At 48.0% G+C, this 21,637-nt stretch carries 19 protein-coding genes and 1 other RNA gene; 19 read left to right on the top strand and 1 reads right to left on the bottom strand.

Going from position 1 to position 21,637, the window contains the following annotated elements; genetic code table 11:
- The first annotated feature begins 162 nt into the window (after window positions 1-162).
- The 5 genes from ACQSGY_RS28855 to argS all read left to right on the top strand — a co-directional run bounded on the left by ACQSGY_RS28855 (window position 163) and on the right by argS (window position 5,891).
- Window positions 163-1,374, top strand: coding sequence for a WD40/YVTN/BNR-like repeat-containing protein (locus tag ACQSGY_RS28855; RefSeq protein WP_427181992.1), 1,212 nt, complete (start codon window positions 163-165; stop codon window positions 1,372-1,374).
- Between the two features lie 230 nt (window positions 1,375-1,604).
- Window positions 1,605-3,086, top strand: a complete 1,482-nt coding sequence (locus ACQSGY_RS28860; RefSeq protein WP_427181994.1) for an alpha-N-arabinofuranosidase — start codon at window positions 1,605-1,607, stop codon at window positions 3,084-3,086.
- A 3-nt stretch (window positions 3,087-3,089) separates the two neighbouring features.
- Window positions 3,090-3,392: a DUF6171 family protein gene (locus ACQSGY_RS28865; RefSeq protein WP_248065024.1), complete on the top strand. Its 303-nt coding sequence runs from the start codon at window positions 3,090-3,092 to the stop codon at window positions 3,390-3,392.
- Between the two features lie 397 nt (window positions 3,393-3,789).
- Complete coding sequence (locus ACQSGY_RS28870) at window positions 3,790-4,215, top strand: DUF1934 domain-containing protein (protein WP_427181996.1); 426 nt, start codon at window positions 3,790-3,792, stop codon at window positions 4,213-4,215.
- Window positions 4,212-5,891 (top strand): arginine--tRNA ligase, encoded by a 1,680-nt coding sequence (gene argS / locus ACQSGY_RS28875; RefSeq protein WP_145406668.1) that lies wholly within the window; start codon window positions 4,212-4,214, stop codon window positions 5,889-5,891. Before ACQSGY_RS28870 ends, argS begins: the two co-directional genes overlap by 4 nt.
- 264 nt (window positions 5,892-6,155) lie before the next feature.
- Here the strand turns inward: argS and ACQSGY_RS28880 are convergent, their stop codons facing one another.
- Window positions 6,156-7,310: a S8 family peptidase gene (locus ACQSGY_RS28880; protein WP_427181998.1), complete on the bottom strand. Its 1,155-nt coding sequence runs from the start codon at window positions 7,308-7,310 to the stop codon at window positions 6,156-6,158.
- A gap of 491 nt (window positions 7,311-7,801) precedes the next feature.
- Here ACQSGY_RS28880 and rpoE point away from each other — a divergent pair, with 491 nt between their 5' ends.
- The 14 genes from rpoE (at window position 7,802) to ACQSGY_RS28950 (ending at window position 21,299) form a co-directional block, all read left to right on the top strand.
- On the top strand, window positions 7,802-8,371 hold the full coding sequence (gene rpoE / locus ACQSGY_RS28885; RefSeq protein ID WP_216520707.1) for a DNA-directed RNA polymerase subunit delta: 570 nt from the start codon (window positions 7,802-7,804) through the stop codon (window positions 8,369-8,371).
- A gap of 493 nt (window positions 8,372-8,864) precedes the next feature.
- A complete protein-coding gene (locus tag ACQSGY_RS28890) occupies window positions 8,865-10,469 on the top strand; it encodes a CTP synthase (protein ID WP_110899527.1) in 1,605 nt (534 codons plus the stop codon).
- A gap of 326 nt (window positions 10,470-10,795) precedes the next feature.
- On the top strand, window positions 10,796-11,182 hold the full coding sequence (locus ACQSGY_RS28895; RefSeq protein WP_111273531.1) for a response regulator: 387 nt from the start codon (window positions 10,796-10,798) through the stop codon (window positions 11,180-11,182).
- A 272-nt stretch (window positions 11,183-11,454) separates the two neighbouring features.
- Window positions 11,455-12,309: a class II fructose-1,6-bisphosphate aldolase gene (fba, locus tag ACQSGY_RS28900; protein WP_111273530.1), complete on the top strand. Its 855-nt coding sequence runs from the start codon at window positions 11,455-11,457 to the stop codon at window positions 12,307-12,309.
- Between the two features lie 147 nt (window positions 12,310-12,456).
- Entirely contained in the window at window positions 12,457-13,710 is a 1,254-nt protein-coding gene (locus ACQSGY_RS28905; RefSeq protein ID WP_110899530.1) for a UDP-N-acetylglucosamine 1-carboxyvinyltransferase, read from the top strand.
- Between the two features lie 495 nt (window positions 13,711-14,205).
- Window positions 14,206-15,531, top strand: a complete 1,326-nt coding sequence (rho, locus tag ACQSGY_RS28910; protein WP_111273529.1) for a transcription termination factor Rho — start codon at window positions 14,206-14,208, stop codon at window positions 15,529-15,531.
- A 55-nt stretch (window positions 15,532-15,586) separates the two neighbouring features.
- The gene (locus ACQSGY_RS28915) at window positions 15,587-16,861 is read left to right on the top strand and encodes a radical SAM protein (RefSeq protein ID WP_188594890.1); all 1,275 of its coding nucleotides are present in this window, start codon (window positions 15,587-15,589) and stop codon (window positions 16,859-16,861) included.
- Window positions 16,862-16,964: 103 nt separating this feature from the next.
- A complete protein-coding gene (gene rpmE / locus ACQSGY_RS28920; protein ID WP_145406672.1) occupies window positions 16,965-17,162 on the top strand; it encodes a 50S ribosomal protein L31 in 198 nt (65 codons plus the stop codon).
- A gap of 149 nt (window positions 17,163-17,311) precedes the next feature.
- An RNA gene (gene ffs / locus ACQSGY_RS28925) (signal recognition particle sRNA large type) lies at window positions 17,312-17,579 on the top strand.
- 177 nt (window positions 17,580-17,756) lie between these two features.
- Window positions 17,757-19,502, top strand: coding sequence for a DNA polymerase III subunit gamma/tau (gene dnaX, locus ACQSGY_RS28930; RefSeq protein ID WP_427182002.1), 1,746 nt, complete (start codon window positions 17,757-17,759; stop codon window positions 19,500-19,502).
- Between the two features lie 57 nt (window positions 19,503-19,559).
- Window positions 19,560-19,871 (top strand): YbaB/EbfC family nucleoid-associated protein, encoded by a 312-nt coding sequence (locus ACQSGY_RS28935; RefSeq protein ID WP_111273525.1) that lies wholly within the window; start codon window positions 19,560-19,562, stop codon window positions 19,869-19,871.
- 35 nt (window positions 19,872-19,906) lie between these two features.
- Complete coding sequence (recR, locus tag ACQSGY_RS28940) at window positions 19,907-20,506, top strand: recombination mediator RecR (protein WP_111273524.1); 600 nt, start codon at window positions 19,907-19,909, stop codon at window positions 20,504-20,506.
- 196 nt (window positions 20,507-20,702) lie between these two features.
- Window positions 20,703-20,984 (top strand): DUF2508 family protein, encoded by a 282-nt coding sequence (locus ACQSGY_RS28945; RefSeq protein WP_427182003.1) that lies wholly within the window; start codon window positions 20,703-20,705, stop codon window positions 20,982-20,984.
- 45 nt (window positions 20,985-21,029) lie between these two features.
- Window positions 21,030-21,299, top strand: coding sequence for a pro-sigmaK processing inhibitor BofA family protein (locus ACQSGY_RS28950; protein ID WP_427182005.1), 270 nt, complete (start codon window positions 21,030-21,032; stop codon window positions 21,297-21,299).
- Window positions 21,300-21,637: the final 338 nt, after the last annotated feature.

The following is a 21,637-nucleotide window of genomic DNA, read 5'->3' on the forward strand; positions in this document are numbered from 1 at the left end:
TGTTAATCTGGCAGTTATTTAATTGTGAAACCACCTTTATCCTGATGAACGAGATCATGGGTAAAAGTGGTTTTTTTCTTGCGAAATTGTCATCCGGTTTTATCGGATTGTTACGTATATATGCTCAAAATAGGGTAAAACGATATAAGGAGGTGTTAGCGAATGACAATTCAAACAACGAACAGCACCAGAAACATCAAGACGAACAAGATGTTTAAAACATGGAAACGGATCGGTGCAGTGGCGCTATCTCTCACCCTGATGTGGGGACTGGGGCCCGCGCATAATTTATCTGATGCGAGCGCTGCCTCCTTCTCTTCATGTGGCAAAGCAGACCACGGGTTATCCTCCGCGCTGAAAAAGGGCAGTGGTGTCGAGGGGGAGAGGCTGCAATTCACAGATATTGATTTTCTGAGTCAAACCACAGGACGGGCCGCAGGTAAAGGGTTTCTGATTGGAACCTCAAATGCAGGCTGTACGTGGCAATCCATATATACGGGACAGTGGCAGTTTGAACAACTGAGCTTTCCAAATAACGTTACAGGGTATGCGCTGGCAGGCGTGAAGGGCTCTTCAGCAACGTATCTCATCCGCACGGACGATGGGGGTTCACACTGGAAGAGACTTGATACACCTGGCATTACGGCATTCAGGCACATTGATTTCAGTGATAAAAATAACGGCTACGGATACACCTATAACGGTGCATATCGGACAACCGATGGTGGTGTGACGTGGACGAAACGGGGCACACCTGCGAACACCCGAGCTGCTGCATTTGTAACAGATCAGATGGGGTATGCTGTTGTCGTTGTACCTGAAGCCGGATACAAGCTTGAGAAAACGAGTGATGGAGGCAGGACCTGGACTACAGCCCTTCGGGTGAAGTCGAACACATGGAATGGCGCTGACTTGTATGCTCATGGAACACAGGTGTGGGCTGTCTTGTATGGAGATGCGGGCATGTCTCAGCAGTCCTATTCCCTCTACTCTAGTGGTGACCAAGGGAAGATCTGGAAACAGGTTTTCGCCCAATCGACAGCAGGGGCAGGGCCAGCACCGGGAGCGACTCCTGATAGCAAGGGAACGGGACCGGCTAATCCCGGGGGACATCCCGGCAACATGGCCTTGATTGGAAATCAGACCGCATATCTATCTGCGGGTTCACCAGCAGCGGACAAAATTGGCATTGGACGTTCCTATGATGCGGGTTCCACGTGGAAAAATATCGAGGTAAAAGCTGAGGGTTACAGCTCTCGCATCTCGTTCCCAGCAGCCAAGACGGGCTGGCTTGTTGTGACGAGTGACAATACACCGGCTATTTATGAGACGACAGACGGGGGCAGTACATGGTCACCAAAAATTTCATTTTAATGAGAACAGAATTAATGGAATCAATTATGAATTAATAATATTATGAATTTAAAGAAAGATGGTTTCACATGCATTATGGCATCTATTGGCGTCATTATGTTGATAAACAGGCTCTTTTCCTGATTTTTAATATGGAAAAGGGCCTTTTATTTCGGAAATAAAAGAGTTGAAACCTTCCTTAAAACAGGTTATTGTAAGCGATAACAACATTATTCAGGGAGGTTGAAATTATGGTTAATGTTATTTTAAAGGCTGATTCAGACAAAGGATTAATAAATCGCAATATTTATGGGCATTTCTCCGAGCATCTTGGACGTTGTATCTATGAAGGACTGTGGGTAGGGGAGGAATCGCCTATTCCGAACACGGAAGGTATTCGTAACGATGTGCTTGGCGCGCTCCAGAAGCTGAACATTCCTGTACTTCGCTGGCCGGGAGGATGCTTTGCCGATGAGTATCACTGGAAAGATGGGGTAGGGCCAAAGAGTCAGCGCGCGCGCATGATTAATACGCACTGGGGCGGCGTAGAGGAGAACAATCATTTTGGCACACATGAATTTATGAGACTGTGTGAACTGCTTGGTGCAGAGCCGTACATCAGCGGTAACCTTGGCAGTGGAACCGTCCAGGAGATGCAGGAATGGGTAGAGTACATTACGTTTGACGGCGAGTCCCCTATGGCGAACTGGCGGAAGCAGAACGGCCGCGAAGAGCCGTGGAAGCTGAAATATTTTGGTGTGGGCAACGAGAACTGGGGCTGTGGTGGCAACATGCGTCCAGAGTATTATGCGGATGAATACAGACGTTATGCTACATATGTACGTAATTTTTCAGGGAATCAGGTCTACAAAATCGCATGTGGACCGAACGACAGCAACTATGAGTGGATGGAAGTGCTGATGCGTGAGGCGGCACGTTTCATGGATGGCATCAGTCTGCATTATTACACCATTCCGACAGGCGTATGGGAAGATAAGGGGAACGCTACCGGTTTTGGAGAAGCAGAATGGTTTACCACGCTGAAGAAGACCTTGTTTATGGATGAATTACTTGTGAAGCACTCCGAGATCATGGACAAATATGATCCTGAGGGCCGGGTCGGTATTATCGTAGATGAGTGGGGGACGTGGTACAACGTTGAGCCGGGCACGAATCCGGGCTTCCTTTACCAGCAAAATACGATGCGGGATGCCGTACTGGCTGCGGTGAACCTGAATATTTTCAATCAGCATAACAAACGGGTGCATATGGCAAATCTGGCTCAGATCGTGAATGTGCTGCAGTCACTGGTACTCACCGAAGGAGATAAAATGCTCCTGACGCCTACGTATCATGTGTTCGACATGTATCAGGTTCATATGGATGCACAGCGTCTCGATCTCAGCTATGAGAGCCCGGGATATACGTTCGGAGACGAAACGATCCCTCAGCTTAGCTTGTCTGCATCACGCAACAAAGACGGAGTTATTCATGTAACAGCATGTAATCTGAGTCATACGGATGAGCTTGAAGTGGTATGCCAGCTTGAGGCAGGTCACGCGGCGAGTGTGTCGGGGCAGGTTCTTCATCACGCTAATTTTGGGGCGTTTAATACGTTTGAACAGCCAGAAGAGGTAAAACCTGCAGCTTGGGAAGGGCTTGTTCTGGAAAATAATACATTACGCTTCCTGCTGCCTCCGGCTTCCGTTGGTGTAATTGCTGTTAAGGGTTAATGCATGAAGTCCTTCAGCTATGAACAACAGCGGTTAAGCGAGGGGAGAAATGCCCCTTGTAAAGGGTGTGACAGTCAATATGATATTCATATCAGTGAAGCCAAAATGGCCCGGCTGGTGGAGATTGCTTCACGCTCGCGCGCTATAGTAGGGGATGAGGAGTATGAACGGCGGCTTGCAATCTGCTCCGCCTGCCCTGATCTGCAGTACGGAACGACATGCCGTCATTGCGGCTGTCTTGTACAGGTGCGCGCCAAGCTGGCCGAGTCTACGTGTCCTTATCCATATGCATCGCAGTGGGCATAATAATCAGCTCCATCTTTTGGCCTGAAGCAGGATGAATCTGTTTCATTATAATGAAGCAAGAGGACAGGATGATTGAATTAAAAGCGCAGGAATGATAACAGTAAGAAGGAAAATCATAGAAATAAGAAGGAAAGATGATTAATGCGGGCGATGAAATAAATGCGAAATAAAGGAGGGCCGCCGATAAGGGTGCGGCTCTTCTTTTTGATGCTGAGAGAAAAAACTCTGAATTTGGATTTGAATTGAACGGGTGAACTGGATATAGTTATACAGTAGAGTGTAGGAGAGCAAGTTATTCGGAATATAAGCGTGTATAGCGGCACAATGATACAGGAAGGGCTGATCTCACCGGCCGTCCTGTTTTGCGTCGCCTCGAATATAATGGAGGTTAACATTCATGTCGAAGATGCGACCGGTTCAGATCCGGCTGCACAGCCGTTATGAAGGGGAAGATGTACTGCAGGAAATGCAGGGAGAAGCTGTGGTCAAAGGGGCATATCTGTATGTCCGTTACAAAGAGCCGCAGGCCGGACCCGAGGGAGGCATGACCCGTACAACATTGAAGCTGGGCGGACAATCCATCAAGATTATACGTCATGGTGAGGTGGAGTCGGAGCAGACGTTCGAATTAAACCGAAAGCTGCCGGGTTTCTACCGTTCACCATATATGTCGTTTGCCCTGTCCACTTATACACAAAAGCTGGAACTTTCCATTCAGGGATTGAGCGCACGCGCCGCGTGGAGCTACGACTTTTACCGCTTTGATGAAGAAGCCGGACATTTTGCGATTAGTTTGCATATACAGGAGGAACCAAATTCATGACACGTAATCCACTAGATACAATTAACGAACGGGTAAGTACAGCGATTGGCAGCGCCATTGTGGCGGCGGGCATCGTAACACAGGAACAGCTTCCTGCCATTACGCTGGAGGTGCCGCGCGACAAATCACACGGTGACCTTGCCACCAATGCGGCGATGCAATTGACCAAAATCGCCAAGCGCAATCCGCGCCAGATCGCCGAAGAGATTATTGCCAACCTGAATCTTGCTGATGCAGGCATAGAGAAGGCCGAGATTGCGGGACCGGGATTCATCAACTTCAAATTGGACAAGAGTTATCTCTATCCCGTGCTTCAACTGGTGCATGAGCAAGGCGAGAATTACGGAAGAATTGATGTCGGAGCGGGGAAAAAGGTTGAGATGGAATTTGTCAGTGCCAATCCAACAGGCAGTCTGCATCTGGGTCATGCCCGGGGAGCAGCTGTAGGAGATGCCCTGTGCAACATTCTCGATTATGCAGGATATGAAGTAACTCGTGAATACTATATCAATGACGCGGGCAATCAGGTGTTCAATCTGGCACGTTCCATTGAAGCGCGTTATTTGCAGGAGCTTGGTCAGGATGCCGAGATGCCGGAAGATGGCTACCATGGCGAGGACATCAAAGGTTTTGCAAAGGAGCTTGTTGCTGAAAAGGGAGACAGCCTGCTGTCCATGCACCCAGGGGATCGCGCGGCTTATTTCCGTGATTATGGTCTGGAGAAAGAACTCGACAAGATCAAACGTGACCTCAATCGCTTCCGCGTGAAGTTTGACATCTGGTTCAGTGAAACGTCGCTGTATGATAACGGTGAAGTGCTTCGCGTGCTGGACGAGCTGCGTGACCGCAACGAAATTTATGAAAAAGATGGCGCAACCTGGCTGAAAACGATGCAGTATGGTGACGACAAGGAGCGGGTACTGATCAAAAACGACGGTACGTATACTTATCTGACACCGGATATTGCGTATCACCGTGATAAATATTCCCGTGGTTACGATACGATGATCAACATCTGGGGTGCCGACCACCATGGATATATTCCACGCATGAAAGCAGCGATGCAAGCACTGGGCAATGACCCGGATAAGCTGGTTGTCTTGATTGCTCAGATGGTCAGCCTTTTCCAGAATGGCGAGAAAGTGAAAATGTCCAAGCGTACGGGCAAAGCGGTAACGATGGAAGACCTGATGGATGAAGTCGGCATTGATGCCATCCGTTATTTCTTTACGATGCGCAGCATGGATTCCCACCTGGACTTTGACATGGATCTGGCGATTTCGACGTCCAATGAAAATCCGGTGTTCTACGTACAATATGCGCATGCACGTGTATGCAGTGTATATCGTCAAGCCGAAGAGCAAGGTATCGAGCTATTGCCGCTGGCTCAGATTGATCTGTCCAAGCTGACAACCGAGCACGAATATGATCTTCTTCGCAAAATGGGTGAGCTGCCTGAAGAGATTGCAGCAGCGGCGACCGGTTATGCGCCGCACCGCATCATTCGTTATGTCTACGAACTGGCATCCCTGTTCCATAGTTACTACCGGGCTGAGCGCGTCATTACCGAAGACGCGCAGCAGACCCAGGCGCGTCTGGCGCTGATCGGTGCGGTTCGCACCGTCATCGCGACAGCGCTGCGTCTGGTGGGCGTATCCGCACCAGACAAAATGTAATGCCTTCGGCCAAGCGGCGCGCAGCATGCAGCCGCCTGGCCGAAGGCACAAAGTCTCCATGCCCGCGCGCAAGCAGAGCTGCTTGCGCGGGAATGGAGACTTTTTTGTGCCCTGCGCTGGCATAGCCGCAGGGCATTGCTTCAAGAGCAGGCACACTCGCGCCTGCTCTTGCTTGTGCTTGCTGCGCAAGGCATGCCCGGCTTCAGCCGGCATCCATTGCTGCGCAGCACAGCTGCCGGCGGCTTAGCAGGCCCTGCCGCCGCGTTACCCCCCGCCCTCCTGCATCAGCTTGAGGGCGTCAATCTCGCCACCGCGAATTTTGCTTTTCGCGGTGCTGCTTTTGCGGGCGCGCAGCGGAACGGTTGCGCGCTTCACAAGAGCCTTGATCTCGGCCGGAGACAGGCCGGGATGTTTAGCTAACAGCAGGGCAATGGCCCCGCTGACGTGGGAGGTTGCCATAGATGTTCCGCTCATCTCGTGATGCTTGCCTTGTACCCAGCAGGAAACAATTTTGTCGCCTGGTGCGTAGACATCCACATAAGCCCCGCGATTGCTGAATGACGCAATACGCCGATTTTTGTCAGTGGCTCCGACAGAGATCGTTTGCGGATAACGGGCAGGATAATCAATGCTGCGACGCTTGCCGTCGTTTCCTGATGAGGCCACGATGACAATGCCGGCATGATATGCGCGGTTAACGACATCCAGCAAGGATTTACTGCGTGTTTTCATGCCAAAGCTCATATTAATGATATCGACCTTATTGCGCACACACCAGTCAATGCCAAGCACGATGTCAGAGACGTACGCCGAGCCGTTATGGTCAAATGCTTTAACCGGATAGATCACGGAGCGCGGAGCAACGCCGATCATACCTGCGGTGCTGTTCGCTGCAGCGATGGTTCCCGCAATATGTGTGCCATGTCCGTTGTCATCGTGGGGAAGCATGCTTCGGTTCAATAGATTAATTCCGCGAGCCAGGGAATATCGCAGATCGGGGTGATGGTAGTCTGCCCCTGTATCAATGACGCCGATTTTGATCCGGTGTCCTGTTGATACAGACCATACTTTGGGAGCACGGATGTGCTTCACTCCCCAAGGTATACCTTGAGCGGTGCTCGGTTTATTGTGAAGTGCCGAAGAATGAAGCGAGATTGGAGTGTCTTCCTCTATTGTAATGTCGTCCCCGTAGCGATATAACATATCCGGGTTCGGTACGGGGGCGATGAGGGTTCTGGCAAGTCTGGAGGCCTGAACGCCTCCCAGATCGGTGAATTCATTTCGCATTCGGGATAATTCAGCAAGACAGGCCTCGTACTGCTGCGGTTTGGCAAACCGGATCAGATAACGTGCCCCTTGTTCAGACGCGGGGCATCTCATTCCGTCAATCAATTGATGTAATAAACCGGTATAGTCCATTATGGGCGGCCCCCTTCGGGATGAACATGCTGAGGTATTCTATGAATGCGTTCATCCCGCCGCATGGGGAACTTGCCCTTTTTTTACAAAAAGACATTCTCTTCGTGTCAAAACGGGCGCAGGGACATATGATGGATGGAGAGCTAGAGGGCTCTTGCGGGGAACCTGGTGAGGAGCAATCCTACGAGGGTATACAGTCAGAAGGCGGAGGGGACTCCGTCTTTTACATATGAATCACGTTGAAATAACGGTTCTATGCTCCAATCATGGTTGAGAAACATATGGGCAATCCATGCATTCCGTCCTTTAAAATGAGCAGCGTGCAAATGAGGGAGGAAGCTTAGCTCTGCAAATATGGGACAGGCTTACAGAAAAACTTGCTTTTTAACGCTAAATAGGTTTTACTTAGGTTTGTTAATGGATATGTTATACGTAACGTTCCAGTTTGCAGGGGATATAAAGTGAATTATGTGTGAGAGGAAGTGTCTTCAGTGAGTACCTCGCTCAATTTGAAAATTGATAAAGAAAAGGTAAGAGAGATTCCTTTGGTGGATCTGGCCTTTATGGTGCTGAAAGCGGCTAATACGCCGTATTACTACCGGGATTTGATGAATGAGGTAGCAAAGCAGCGCGGAATGACGGATGAAGAGATCAACGAGTATATCGCCCAGCTGTATACCGAAATTAATATCGATGGCCGTTTTGCTTGCGTCGGTACAAGTCTTTGGGGATTGAAACGCTGGTATCCGGTTGCTGGAACAGAAGATTCCATGACGGGTGCGAAGCGTCCGCGTATCATCAACGATGAAGATGATGATCTGGAAGACGAAGACTTCGGTGAAGAGGACGACAGCTACAACAGTGACGAAGACTTCGACAGCACAGATGATGATCAGGACGAAGATGACGACGATGACGATGATGATGACATCTTTGATGAAGACGACAGCGAAGAAGAAGTACTGGTTGAAGATGATGATCTGGAAGATGAAGACCTGGACGAAGACGATGAAGAGTCTGAAGACGAGGATGAATTTGACGACGATTCCGATATTCGCTAGTCCTTTTTGATGACCAATGGTTACCCGTTTTTTCCCGAACAGTCAGCCTTGACAGCGGACGGGGTAACGGGTAAACTATTGCATGGGCTTATGAATGAGCGAGAATATATTTATGTTTTTTAGAGAAAGTGCCCCGTCCTGCGGGAGTACTTTCTTTTTGTATTTTTAGAGGCAGAATGATGCCAAACGATTACTTTTCCGACTGCTCCCGGCCAAATCTTTTGGGCCTGTTTTTTTTGTATGTTCAAACAAGGAAATGGAACCTGCCGAAGAGACCCGGCTTGAGGACAAGCAAGGATGAAGGCTCCCGGAAAGTTTGCGTTATTTATGCCAAGGAATGTGTGTAGTTAAACCGTCTTCGCTGGAAAGGGTAGTCCGCAGATGCAGTTAATTTCTGCCATTGCTCTTTTTCACGATGATTACCTGAGAAACGGGTTACGATAACACCATATATCGCCTGAATTTCTGTACTTATATTAGGAGGGTAATAACAGTGACAAAGTATATTTTCGTGACGGGCGGAGTTGTGTCCTCCCTGGGCAAAGGGATTACAGCAGCCTCGCTGGGCAGATTGCTGAAGAACAGAGGGCTCAAAGTAACCATTCAGAAATTCGATCCATACATCAACATTGACCCGGGAACGATGAGTCCTTATCAGCATGGTGAGGTGTTTGTAACGGATGATGGCGCAGAGACGGACCTGGATCTGGGTCACTACGAGCGTTTTATCGACATCAACCTCTCCAAGAACAGCAACGTCACGACAGGTAAAGTGTACTCTTCCGTAATCAGCAAAGAGCGCCGTGGAGAGTACCTGGGCGGTACGGTTCAAGTTATTCCGCACATCACCAACGAGATCAAAGAGCGTGTATTCCGCGCTGGACGTGAAGCGGGTTCGGATGTCGTTATTACAGAGATCGGCGGTACCGTAGGCGATATCGAGAGCTTGCCATTCCTTGAAGCTATTCGTCAGATCAAGAGCGATGTAGGCCGTGACAACGTAATGTACATCCACGTTACATTGATTCCATATATCAAGGCTGCTGGCGAAGTAAAAACAAAACCGACACAGCACAGCGTTAAGGAACTGCGCAGCATCGGTATTCAGCCTAATGTGATCGTGTGCCGTACGGAATACGAATTGTCCAAAGATATGAAAGCCAAAATTGCACTCTTCTGTGACATCGACGAGAATGCTGTAGTGGAATGCCGTGATGCAAGCACGCTGTATGAAGTGCCGCTTAACCTTCGTGAAGAAGGTCTGGATGAGATCGTGGTTAACCACCTGAAGCTGACCACTCCTGCGCCGGATATGAGCGAGTGGGAAGGTCTGGTGAACCGGATCAGCAAGCTGGAGCGTACGGTTGAGATTGCAATTGTTGGTAAATATGTAGCGCTGCATGATGCGTATCTGAGCGTTGTCGAGTCGCTTTCACATGCGGGGTTTGCATCCAATGCAGATGTGAAAATCCGCTGGGTTCCTTCTGAGGATATTACGGATGAGAACGTAGGCGACATGCTGCATGGCGTTGGCGGTATTCTCGTACCAGGCGGCTTCGGTGACCGTGGTATTGAAGGTAAAGTATCGGCAATTCGTTATGCTCGTGAGAAAAACATTCCTTTCTTCGGTATCTGTCTGGGGATGCAGGTTTCCGTTATTGAATATGCACGCTCCATCGTGGGCTTGAACGGTGCTAACAGCTCCGAGATCAATCCGGCTACAGAATTCCCGGTAATCGATCTGCTGCCTGAGCAGAAAGATATCGAAAATCTGGGCGGAACGATGCGTCTGGGTCTTTACCCTTGCAAGCTTCAGGAAGGTTCGCTCGCGATGGCTTGTTATGATGATGAACTGGTGTATGAGAGACATCGTCACCGGTACGAGTTCAACAATGAATATCGTGAAGCGATTGAAAAAGCAGGTCTCGTTATTTCCGGTACATCACCGGATGGCCGTCTGGTTGAGATCGTGGAGCTTCCAGGACACCCATGGTTCCTGGCTGTACAATTCCACCCGGAATTTACTTCCCGTCCGAACCGTCCGCAACCGTTGTTCCGTGAGTTCGTGAAAGCTTCTCTGGAGAATGCGGAGAAATAATTGTTTTGTTTTATTGGAAAAATCAAGCGAAGAAGGATGCTTCCAGCCGCCAGCAGCGGCGGCGGAAGCATCCTTTTGTTTTATGGCATAAATGTGGCGTACATTACATAGTTGTTATTTTCAGATGATGGGAGGATTTTAGAAGAGGGGTTTGAGTGGGAGGATCTTAGAGGAAGAGGTTTGATGTAACAGCAGGATTTTTATGGAAATGGTTTGCGATAATAGAAGGATTTCAATGGAAGAGGTAGAATACTTATCATGACGACTATGGGATAGTTATCCAGATGTTATGTGTATATGCTTTCCTAATTCTAGGAGGTTACAGCGTGGAAGATAAAAAAGTTCTGATTGTCGATGATCAAAATGGTATTCGAATTCTACTCATGGAAGTGTTCAGCAGCGAAGGATACAACACGTTTCAGGCGGCGAATGGCAAAATTGCACTTGAGATCGTTAACAGGGACAAGCCGGATCTGGTTCTGCTGGACATGAAAATTCCGGGGATGGACGGGCTTGAAATTCTGAAACATATCAAGGAGATTGACCCGGAGATCAAAGTCATTATGATGACGGCGTATGGAGAACTGGATATGATCAAGGAAGCTACCGATCTGGGTGCGCTCATGCATTTTACGAAACCGTTTGATATTGATGAGATGCGTGTAGCCGTCAATATGCAGCTTCGCAATGGTGCTGCCAACAAGTGCAGCTAAATCCTGTAGATACAGGATTTTTTTGCGTCATTTATGAATCTGTGTTCCGTCTTGTGTCGAATCATAGAAAACTGGGGTATTTCACCTGTTTTTACGGGGAATATTGGAAATGGGAGCGTAATCCTGCTGTGTCTCTGAAAACTGTGCTGCAAAGCACAGCATTTTTGCAAATGCTTGTTTAGTATTTGACATGGGATGTGGTATAATAAGCCCGTATGTGATTTCGGCTAAAAACCATAGACACAACCCAAACCCCTAGGAGGATTGAAACCATGCCATTAGTATCTATGACAGACATGTTGAACAAAGCACTTGAAGGAAAATACGCAGTTGGTCAATACAACATTAACAACCTTGAGTGGACTCAAGCGATTCTTGCTGCCGCTGAAGAAGAGAAATCCCCGGTAATCCTGGGCGTATCCGAAGGTGCAGCGCGTCACATGGGCGGCTTTACTACTGTTGTTAAAATGGTAGAAGGACTCTTGCATGACATGAAAATTACTGTACCAGTTGCCATTCACCTGGACCACGGTTCAAGCTTCGATAAATGTAAAGAAGCAATCGATGCTGGCTTTACATCCGTTATGATCGATGGTTCCCACCACCCGATTGATGAGAACATCGAAATGACTAAAAAAGTGGTTGAGTACGCACACGCTAAAGGTGTTTCTGTAGAAGCTGAAGTAGGAACTGTAGGCGGACAGGAAGACGACGTTATCGGCGGTATCATGTATGCTGACCTGAACGAGTGTATCCGTATCGTTAAAGAAACAGGTATCGACACATTGGCACCAGCTCTTGGTTCCGTTCATGGTCCTTACCACGGTGAGCCTAACCTGGGCTTCAAAGAAATGGAAGAAGTTCGTGACGCGGTTCAAGTTCCACTCGTACTGCACGGTGGTACTGGTATTCCTAAGCACGATATCGATAAAGCAATCTCCCTGGGTACTTCCAAAATTAACGTGAACACAGAGAACCAAATCTCGTTCACCAAAGCAGTTCGTGAAGTGCTTGCAGCAAAACCGGATGCTTACGATCCACGTACGTTCATCGTACCAGGCCGTGAAGCGATCAAAGAAACCGTTAAAGGTAAAATCCGTGAGTTTGGTTCCAACAACAAAGCGTAATTTATCTTTACCAGTTCCATACTGTGAAATGGAAGAACACCGCCTAGCCGGTGTCTTTCCATTTTCACACCTTATTTCTACATCGTTAGCCATCAGCACGTATTGCCGTTCATCGGCTGCAAAACACGTAGGGGGACATTAAGCTTTATGGAAAAACTAATGATTAGCGGCGGACGTCCGTTACAGGGAACTGTAACCATAAGCGGCGCCAAAAACAGCGCCATTGCGCTTATTCCTGCAGCATTGCTTGCCGAGTCTGAGGTCGTGTTGGATAACTTGCCGTTACTTAGTGACGTGGCAGTATATGCGGAAATTTTGGAGGAACTCGGAGCACGTGTAACTTGGGAAGGCAGTCAGATGAAAATTGATCCTTCCGATATCAAATCCATTCCGATGCCAAATGGCCCGGTGAAGAAGCTGCGTGCTTCGTATTATATGATGGGCGCACTGCTTGGGCGTTTTAAGGAAGCAACAATAGGTTTGCCTGGGGGCTGTAATTTTGAGCCTCGTCCGATTGATCAGCATATCAAAGGCTTTGAAGCGCTTGGCGCAACGGTAACCAATGAACATGGCTCTATCCACCTGCATGCCAAAGAGCTGCGGGGGGCTAAAATATATCTGGATGTAAGCAGTGTCGGTGCAACGATTAATATTATGCTGGCGGCCACACGTGCCAAAGGCTCTACAATTATTGAAAACGCGGCTAAAGAGCCTGAGATTATAGATGTAGCAACACTCCTGAACTCTATGGGTGCGAGCATCAAGGGTGCAGGAACAGAAACCATTCGCATTGAAGGGGTGTCGGAGCTCAAGGGATGCCGCCATTCCATTATCCCCGACAGAATTCAGGCAGGCACGTATATGATTGCTGCTGCAGCAACGCGTGGAGATGTCCTGATTGATAATGTTATTCCCAAACATCTGGAGGCTTTAACAGCCAAGCTACTGGAGATGGGTGTAGGTATTGAGGAGCTGGACGAAAGCATTCGTGTGATCGGACAGCCTAAATATAACCATGTGGATGTAAAGGCACTTGTATATCCGGGGTTTCCAACCGATCTGCAATCACCGATGACCAGTGTACTGACACAGGCAACGGGTGTAAGCGTACTGAGTGATTTCGTATACAGCAATCGGTTCAAACATGTGCCAGAGCTTGTGCGGATGGGTGCCAAAATTCGTGTGGAAGGCCGTTCAGCAATTATTGAAGGCAGTTCCCTGAATGCGGCCAAAGTCAAAGCGTCTGATCTTCGTGCCGGCGCGGCACTGGTCATTGCGGGACTTACGGTGAATGAAGGTGTTACGGAGGTTACAGGTGTTGAATTTATTGATCGCGGTTACGATCATCTGGTAACCAATTTGCGTCTGCTTGGTGCGGACGTATGGCGGGAAACCGAATAACGTTTTGAGTGGGGCAGCATCGTTTATCATACGCCAGAAGCGTATTTTCAGCGGTGCTGCATAATCTGTAATCGAATGGGGTAAACTATTCTAATAGATTTTAAAGTCTCTTTCGGATAGGATAGAATTTGATGGATATCTTGTTCCGAGGGTCTTTTTTTGAAATAAACATCATATGGCTTTATGAACATCATTTCCTTAATATAGTTTTTGAAATCATTCCCTTTCTCCAATCCCCGGATTTGTTTGAACCTGCGCTCCATAGCCGGTCTTCCCGGATCGATCGCCCCATGTTAGGAGTTCACTCATTACAGGATCATGCCATGTTATGGCCATTCCACCCGGAAACTTACACATAAAGACAAGTATTTGCATTATAACGGTTACATTCCGTACAATGGACAGAAGAGATTGGGGTCAGAATCGCTCTCTAACTGAAATAGCTGACGAAACTATCCATTTCACGGACTCATTAATTGAATAGGTGGTTATTATATGGATCTACAAATTTCCGATTTGGAAGAAATGAAACTAACGGACCTCTATAAGCTGGCGAAAAAATACCAGATTCCTTATTACGGTACCCTCAAAAAGAAAGAATTAATCTTTGCCATTCTCCGTGCACAAGCGGAACAAAGCGGTCTGATGTTTATGCAAGGCGTACTTGAGATTTTACCTGAAGGGTATGGTTTCCTAAGGCCAATCAATTACCTGCCAAGTACAGAAGACATCTATATCTCGGCTTCACAGATTCGCAAGTTCGATCTTAGAACGGGTGACCTGGTGTCAGGCAAATGCAGAACGCCTAAAGAAAACGAAAGATATTTCGGTTTATTGCAAGTCAATGCTGTGAATGGTGAGAATCCATCAGCAGCTGCGGAGAGACTTCACTTCCCGGCATTAACCCCACTGTATCCGCAGAAGAAACTGGTTCTTGAAACATCCCCGAGCCACTTGTCCACACGTATTATGGATGTGCTTGCCCCGGTAGGGCTGGGACAGCGTGGATTGATCGTAGCACCTCCCAAAGCGGGTAAAACGCTTCTCCTCAAAGAAATTGCCAATAGCATCTCAACTAACAATCCAGAAATTGAACTATTTGTCCTGTTGATTGATGAACGCCCCGAGGAAGTAACGGATATGTCTCGTTCGGTAAAAGGGGAAGTTGTGGCTTCTACATTCGATGAGCTGCCTGAGAATCATATCAAGGTCGCGGAACTGGTATTGGAACGTGCGCTGCGTTTGGTTGAGGCAAAGAAGGATGTTGTTATTCTGCTTGATAGCATTACGCGTTTGGCCCGTGCGTATAACCTGGTTATTCCGCCATCGGGTCGTACACTGAGTGGTGGTATTGATCCAGCGGCATTCCATCGTCCGAAGCGTTTCTTCGGCTCCGCCCGTAATGTGGAGGAAGGCGGCAGCTTGACTATTTTGGCTACAGCGCTGATTGATACGGGCTCACGTATGGATGACATTATCTATGAAGAATTTAAAGGTACGGGAAATATGGAGCTTCATCTGGATCGTAAGCTGGCTGAACGCCGTATCTTCCCTGCGATAGATATTCGCCGTTCCGGTACACGTCGTGAAGAGGTGCTGCTGAGTAAGGAAGAGCTGGATACCATCTGGGCGATTCGCAAAAATATGAATGATTCCCACGACTTCGTTGAAGGATTCCTGAAAAAGCTGCGCAACAGCAAAACAAATGCCGAGTTCCTTGCAGCTTTTGATGCGGCTGGCAACAGTCCTTCCAGCAACTCGGGAACAACAACAACTCGCCGCTCTCCAAGACAAACTGCTACTTCAGGAACATCGAATTAACATTAAATAGAACACTTGTCGTCAGGTTTAACCTAATAGATGTGAGGAGAACATCATGTATTTAGTATACGCAGATGAAAAAGGTAATGTATTTGATCATCCTTCCCTGTACGGGCTTGCTCGTAGTGGAGATATGATCGTCGAGATTATGGAGGATGAGTTGATTCCTCTGCCGGATGGTGCAACGTTGGTTGGTCTTCCGAGTACCCGTCCCATTGGTATGGACCCCGACACGGGTGAGATGATGCCGATGCCGAGTGGTACACAGGCGGTTGGAGCTTTGCTTCCGCAAGGCTTTACCCGTTTATGTCTGCCTGGTTATGTAAAGACGGATAAAGAGTACAAGCTGCCGCTGTTTGGATATTCGGCTGTCGTATGGAAAGATGGAGGCTTCTACGTTACAGCTTCGCAGTCCGATACTCCGGACAAATGGAATCCGATGAACTGTGATCGTGATGATGTTCGTTCTGGTGTGAAGCGTTTGACCGAACAATACCCGGAGAATCGTCTGTATACCCACTTGTCGAACTGTGCACTAGGTTATGAATGTCTGACTTCTTCCAATACGTTCTTGAATCGCTGGGAAGGTGGCGTACCGGTATCTTACTCCTGTAACGCTGGCTGCTTCGGCTGTATTTCAGAGCAGCCGGATGACAGCGGCTTTGTATCCCCGCAGACACGTATGAACTTCCGCCCGCGTGTAGATGAGATTGTAGAGGTTATGCTGGAGCATCTGAAAACCCCTGAGTCGATTATCAGCTTTGGACAGGGATGTGAAGGCGAACCTTCCACGCAGGCCAAGCTCATTATTGAGGCCATTCGGGAAGTACGCTCGATTACCGATATGGGGTATATCAACATTAATACCAATGCCGGACTGAATGATCATATCCGTGGCATTGTAGATGCAGGTCTTGATCTGATGCGTGTAAGTACAATCAGTGCACTGGACGATCATTATAATGCGTACTACAAACCTCGTGGTTACACGCTGGCTAATGTAGAGAAGTCCATGAAATATGCAGCGGAGCAAGGCGTGTATACATCCATCAACTATTTGATCTTCCCGGGTGTAACGGACCGTGAGGAAGAGATTGAAGCGATGATTGAATTTGCGCGCCGCACCAACCTGCGCCTGATTCAGATGCGTAATCTGAATATTGACCCGGAGAGTTATCTGGAGCTGATCCCACCGGCACAGGGTGACATTCTGGGGATGAAGCAGATGCTGGAGATCTTTGCAGAAGAACTGCCAGATGTCGTTATTGGCTCGTACACCCATGTTCCGCCAGTAGGCATGGCTCGTCCGAAGAAGCTGATCACCTCTTGAATGAATTAGATTGCAACCAGCTTTATGCCATGTTATAATCTGCTGTGTTGTGCCATTTACTCTGGGTCCGCTTGAGGCTCAGGGCGGAAAGAGGTGAAAGGTAATGAAAGAAGCAATTCATCCTAAATTCACGATTGGTCAAGTATCCTGCGCATGCGGTAATACGTTTGAGACCGGTTCCGTTAAAGACGGACTTCGTGTAGAGATTTGCTCCGCGTGCCACCCGTTCTTCACAGGTAAACAGAAGTTTATCGATGCTGGCGGCCGTGTGGATCGTTTCAAAAAGAAATACGGCATCTAATAGAACCAATCCTAACGGATTGTCTAATTATTGCATCCAACGACCTCTGCCTATGGCGGGGGTTTTTATTTTGCATATATTTTGGAGTAAAACAGGTTCCATTTGCTGCCGGTTGCAATTATGACAAGCTTACGTTATACTATTTCTTACCGTGCTAGATGGGGAGGTAGCGGTGCCCTGTAACTCGCAATCCGCTATAGCGAGGTTGAATTCCTGTTAGAGGTTTTGTCGATGTGAGGTTTGGTCCCTGAACGCGGTGTTGACGGTTGGGTCCTCCGCAATGAGTACTCATGAACCTGGTCAGGTCCGGAAGGAAGCAGCCATAAGTGAGACCACTCTTGTGCCGGAGGGTTGCCTAGCCCGAGCTGTTGTTCAGGGGAGCCGCTTGGATCGCAAATATCGATAGCAGGTGCACGGCTTAATCTTTTAAATGTAGAGACCTTTGCAGCGTATGAATGCAGGGGTCTTTTTTGATATGTTAATGTTAAAATGCGTATGAAATCAGTCAGATAGAGTTTGGAATCACTCTGGAATATAGTATAATGGGGTGACGACAACGGACTCGAATGCGAAGTGGAAGGAAGGTAACGCATCATGGAGCATATCGCGTTATACCGGGCGTGGCGTCCTCAGTCGTTCCAGGATATGGTGGGACAGCAGCACATTATTCAGACTTTGCAGAATGCGATTCGTGAACAGCGAACTTCCCATGCCTATTTGTTTAGCGGGCCCAGAGGAACGGGCAAGACAAGTGCCGCCAAAATATTGGCCAAAGCTGTAAACTGTGAGCGTGGACCTGCAACGGAGCCTTGTAACGAATGTGAGGCTTGCCGCCGAATTACGAGCGGCGCTGTAATGGATGTGCAGGAGATTGACGCCGCATCCAATCGGGGTGTTGAGGAAATCCGTGATCTTCGGGAAAAGGTGAAATATGCCCCGACCGAAGTCCGGCAGAAGGTTTATATTATTGACGAAGTGCATATGTTGACGACAGAGGCGTTCAATGCTTTGCTCAAAACATTGGAAGAGCCGCCGCCGCATGTGATGTTTATTTTGGCAACCACTGAACCGCATCGTCTGCCAGCGACCATTATATCACGGTGTCAGCGATTTGATTTTCGCCGTGTATCTCTGGAGGAGCAGACAGCCAGATTGGCTTTGATCTGTGAACAGGAAGGCATGGAAGCGGATCATGATGCGCTGCAGTACATTGCTCGGTTATCGGATGGGGGAATGAGGGACGCGCTAAGCGTGCTGGATCAAATCTCTTCATTCACCGATGGACGAGTGACATATCAGCAGGTTATGGATATGACCGGTGGCATTGCTTCGGAGCAATTCGCCAAGCTGGCCGCTTCCTTGCTTAAAGGGGATGTCGGCCATATCCTGCAGATGATCGAAGGCTTTATGCATGAAGGCAAGAGTGCAGACAAATGTATGGAGAACCTGCTGTATTATTTCCGGGATTTGCTGATGATCAAGATGGTGCCGGATGCGGACAAGCTAACGGATCGGGTGCTGAATCCTGAATCATTTCGAGATATGGCGGAATCATTCACCAAGGAACAGCTGTTCCAGATGATTGATACGTTGAATCGGTATCAAAGCGAGATGAAATATGCAGTTCAGCCGCAGACATTATTTGAGGTCGCGCTGCTTAAACTGTGTAGTATCCCGGCTTCGGGCGGGGCGGCTGCAGCGGCGGGAGCATCCTCTCCATCGACATCGGTGGATGGCGGAGAGATTAACCGACTCAAGCAGCAGTTGGCCGAGCTTGAGAAAAAGCTGGATCGGGCACTCAAAAGCGGTCTGTCTGGTGGGGAGGCTGCTTCAAGTGCTCCCGCCAGACCGGCGTCGCGTGCGCCAATGTCCAGATCTAATGCTCCGGCGAAGTTGCCGGCACATCTGGATCAATATGTTGCGCGCAAGGGGTCTCCCGAGTTCGTGGAGATCAGCAAAAAGTGGAGTCAAATTCTGCAACGTGTCAAAGAGGAAAAGGTCACGGTGCATGCCTGGTTTATGGATGGAGAGCCGGTATCACTGCTTGAAGACAATGTGCTGGTTGCTTTTAAAAACAACATCCACCGTGAAACAACGGAGAAGCAGGCCAATCGTGATGTTATTGAGCGTGTGCTTTCTGAGCAACTTGGGCGTCCGGCACGACTTGTGACGATGATGCTCAGGGATTGGACGGGAGCGATGGAAGGAGCTACTGATACGCCAAAGGAGGACTTTAAGCTTGAACCTGAGCATGAAGACGGGGGTTCAGGCGATAAGCAGCCTTGGATTGATGAAGCGATCCAGCTGTTTGGTGAGGATCTTGTAGTTATTAAAGAGTAGTACGTCTGAATGCAGTGTGTATAATTTGAGATAACTATATTAAAGGAGATGACGGATATGAATAACATGAACCAAATGATGAAGCAAGTAAAGAAAATGCAGGAGCAAATGCTGAAGGCTCAAGAGGAACTCGCCGACAAAACAGTTCAAGGAACTTCTGGCGGCGGTGTGGTAACAGCTGAAGTGAATGGCCATAAAAAATTGCTTTCTATTACAATCAAGCCGGAAGCTGTTGATCCGGATGATGTTGAAATGCTTCAAGACCTTGTCATGACTGCGGTGAATGATGCTTTGACAAAGGCTGATGAAATTGCAAATCAGGATATGGGTAAATTCACAGGCGGCATGAAAATTCCGGGACTGTTTTAATTTGAACTGATCCTGTCCAAAGGAGACACAACCGATTGCACTATCCTGAACCGATAGCCAAGCTGATTGATGCCTTTACCCGTCTGCCGGGTGTAGGGCCGAAGACAGCAGCGCGTTTAGCTTTTCATGTGCTTAACATGAAGGAAGATGACGTTATTGATTTTGCCAAGGCACTCGTCAGTGTGAAGCGTAATCTTCATTACTGCTCTGTGTGCTGTAATATTACGGATACAGACCCTTGCCGGATCTGTCAGGATAAGTCGAGAGATGTATCGGTAATCTGTGTGGTTCAAGACTCGAAGGATCTGGTGGCTATGGAGCGCACCAAGGAATTCGATGGGTATTATCACGTGCTGCAGGGCGCAATCTCTCCGATGGAGGGGATTGGCCCGGATGATATACGTTTGAAAGAGCTGTTAACCCGATTGAGTGATGAGCGTGTCAAAGAGTTGATTTTGGCAACCAATCCGAATATCGAGGGTGAAGCAACGGCGATGTACATTTCCCGTCTGGTGCGTCCGTTTGAAATCAGTGTAACCCGTATTGCCCATGGACTGCCTGTGGGCGGAGATCTGGAGTATGCGGATGAGGTTACACTCTCGAAGGCATTGGAAGGGCGCAGGGAAATGCGCTGATGTTCATTGCGTGATTTCAGCATGATGAGAGAACTCCGTATTATTTTTTCAAAGAAAGTATTGTAACATCTTCAAGAGAGGGCCAAGTGCTCTCTCTTTTTTTTGTTATTAATTCGGATGTCCAAGTTCTAAGTTTGTCCCTTCCTTGATATGTATGAAAGTGTGCTATGTGGATGATATAGGGGAGGGAGCGCTGATGCTAATGTGGCAAAAAGTACGGAGACTAGGGGGAAAGGGGAAGGGGGAAAGCCGGCAGCTTGAGGAGGAGCAGTCTCAAGTATATGCGGATGTGGAGAAAGCGAGACAGGAGTGGGAGCGGGCGATGAAGCAGTTCGAATATGCTCTTGGGAAAGATGAGATTGATTATGCAATCTATGTACTTGAGGCGGCAGAACGAAAGTACCAGATTCATTTGAAGCAGGCGAAACGATTGAGCGGAGTGCAAGAGGGGGTCATCGAACGGAAAGTCAGCATGTGACACTGTGCAGTTGGGGGCAGACGACTATAACTGGAGGTGGGCTTTATGAAGACTGTAATTCTGGGGAGTGTACTAATTGCGTCTCTGCTGGCGCTTGTTGTTATCTTGTTCAGGAAGAGGTTGGGCTTATCGGTTTTTACGTCAATTGGAGTTCATCTAGTGATGGCTGCTGCGGGCATATATGTTGTGAATTATTCAGGATGGATAACAGGGATGTATATACCTTTAAACCCTGCTACGATAGGTACCGTTACGGTTTTGGGTCTGCCAGGTGTAGGGCTTTTATTAGGATTAAAAATTTCTTTGTTTGCATAGTTGACTATTAGGGAAAGTATATGGTACATTATATCTCGTTGCTTTGCTTGCTTGGCTTCATGCTATGACTGAAATGAATGAAGTTCAAAATGAACTTCAAAAAATAATTTCAAAAAAAGCTTGACCAAAACAAACGAAGTATGATATATTATAAAAGTCGCCGCTGAGACAAAATGGTGACGAAAAACGAAGTTTGATCTTTGAAAACTGAACAACGAGTGAGTACTGATCTTGCTTGCAAGATCAACAATGAGATTTTTGATCTCGTCAGATTCAAAATGAGCTAATCGCTCTTTTCAATACTTTATTGGAGAGTTTGATCCTGGCTCAGGACGAAC

The sequence above is a fragment of the Paenibacillus sp. TC-CSREp1 genome, assembly GCF_050171015.1.
GTDB classification, from domain to species: domain Bacteria; phylum Bacillota; class Bacilli; order Paenibacillales; family Paenibacillaceae; genus Paenibacillus; species Paenibacillus silvae.

Bases quoted from the DNA above. Each gene is read 5' to 3' on its own strand.
- ACQSGY_RS28915 (WP_188594890.1), top strand. From the start codon at position 15,587: ATGTATTTAGTATACGCAGATGAAAAAGGTAATGTATTTGATCATCCT.
- ACQSGY_RS28880 (WP_427181998.1), bottom strand. From the start codon at position 7,310: ATGGACTATACCGGTTTATTACATCAATTGATTGACGGAATGAGATGC.
- ACQSGY_RS28860 (WP_427181994.1), top strand. From the start codon at position 1,605: ATGGTTAATGTTATTTTAAAGGCTGATTCAGACAAAGGATTAATAAAT.
- rpmE (WP_145406672.1), top strand. From the start codon at position 16,965: ATGAAAGAAGCAATTCATCCTAAATTCACGATTGGTCAAGTATCCTGC.
- ACQSGY_RS28870 (WP_427181996.1), top strand. From the start codon at position 3,790: ATGTCGAAGATGCGACCGGTTCAGATCCGGCTGCACAGCCGTTATGAA.
- dnaX (WP_427182002.1), top strand. From the start codon at position 17,757: ATGGAGCATATCGCGTTATACCGGGCGTGGCGTCCTCAGTCGTTCCAG.
- ACQSGY_RS28865 (WP_248065024.1), top strand. From the start codon at position 3,090: ATGAAGTCCTTCAGCTATGAACAACAGCGGTTAAGCGAGGGGAGAAAT.
- ACQSGY_RS28935 (WP_111273525.1), top strand. From the start codon at position 19,560: ATGAATAACATGAACCAAATGATGAAGCAAGTAAAGAAAATGCAGGAG.
- rho (WP_111273529.1), top strand. From the start codon at position 14,206: ATGGATCTACAAATTTCCGATTTGGAAGAAATGAAACTAACGGACCTC.
- ACQSGY_RS28950 (WP_427182005.1), top strand. From the start codon at position 21,030: ATGAAGACTGTAATTCTGGGGAGTGTACTAATTGCGTCTCTGCTGGCG.
- ACQSGY_RS28945 (WP_427182003.1), top strand. From the start codon at position 20,703: ATGCTAATGTGGCAAAAAGTACGGAGACTAGGGGGAAAGGGGAAGGGG.
- ACQSGY_RS28905 (WP_110899530.1), top strand. From the start codon at position 12,457: ATGGAAAAACTAATGATTAGCGGCGGACGTCCGTTACAGGGAACTGTA.
- argS (WP_145406668.1), top strand. From the start codon at position 4,212: ATGACACGTAATCCACTAGATACAATTAACGAACGGGTAAGTACAGCG.
- ACQSGY_RS28855 (WP_427181992.1), top strand. From the start codon at position 163: ATGACAATTCAAACAACGAACAGCACCAGAAACATCAAGACGAACAAG.
- fba (WP_111273530.1), top strand. From the start codon at position 11,455: ATGCCATTAGTATCTATGACAGACATGTTGAACAAAGCACTTGAAGGA.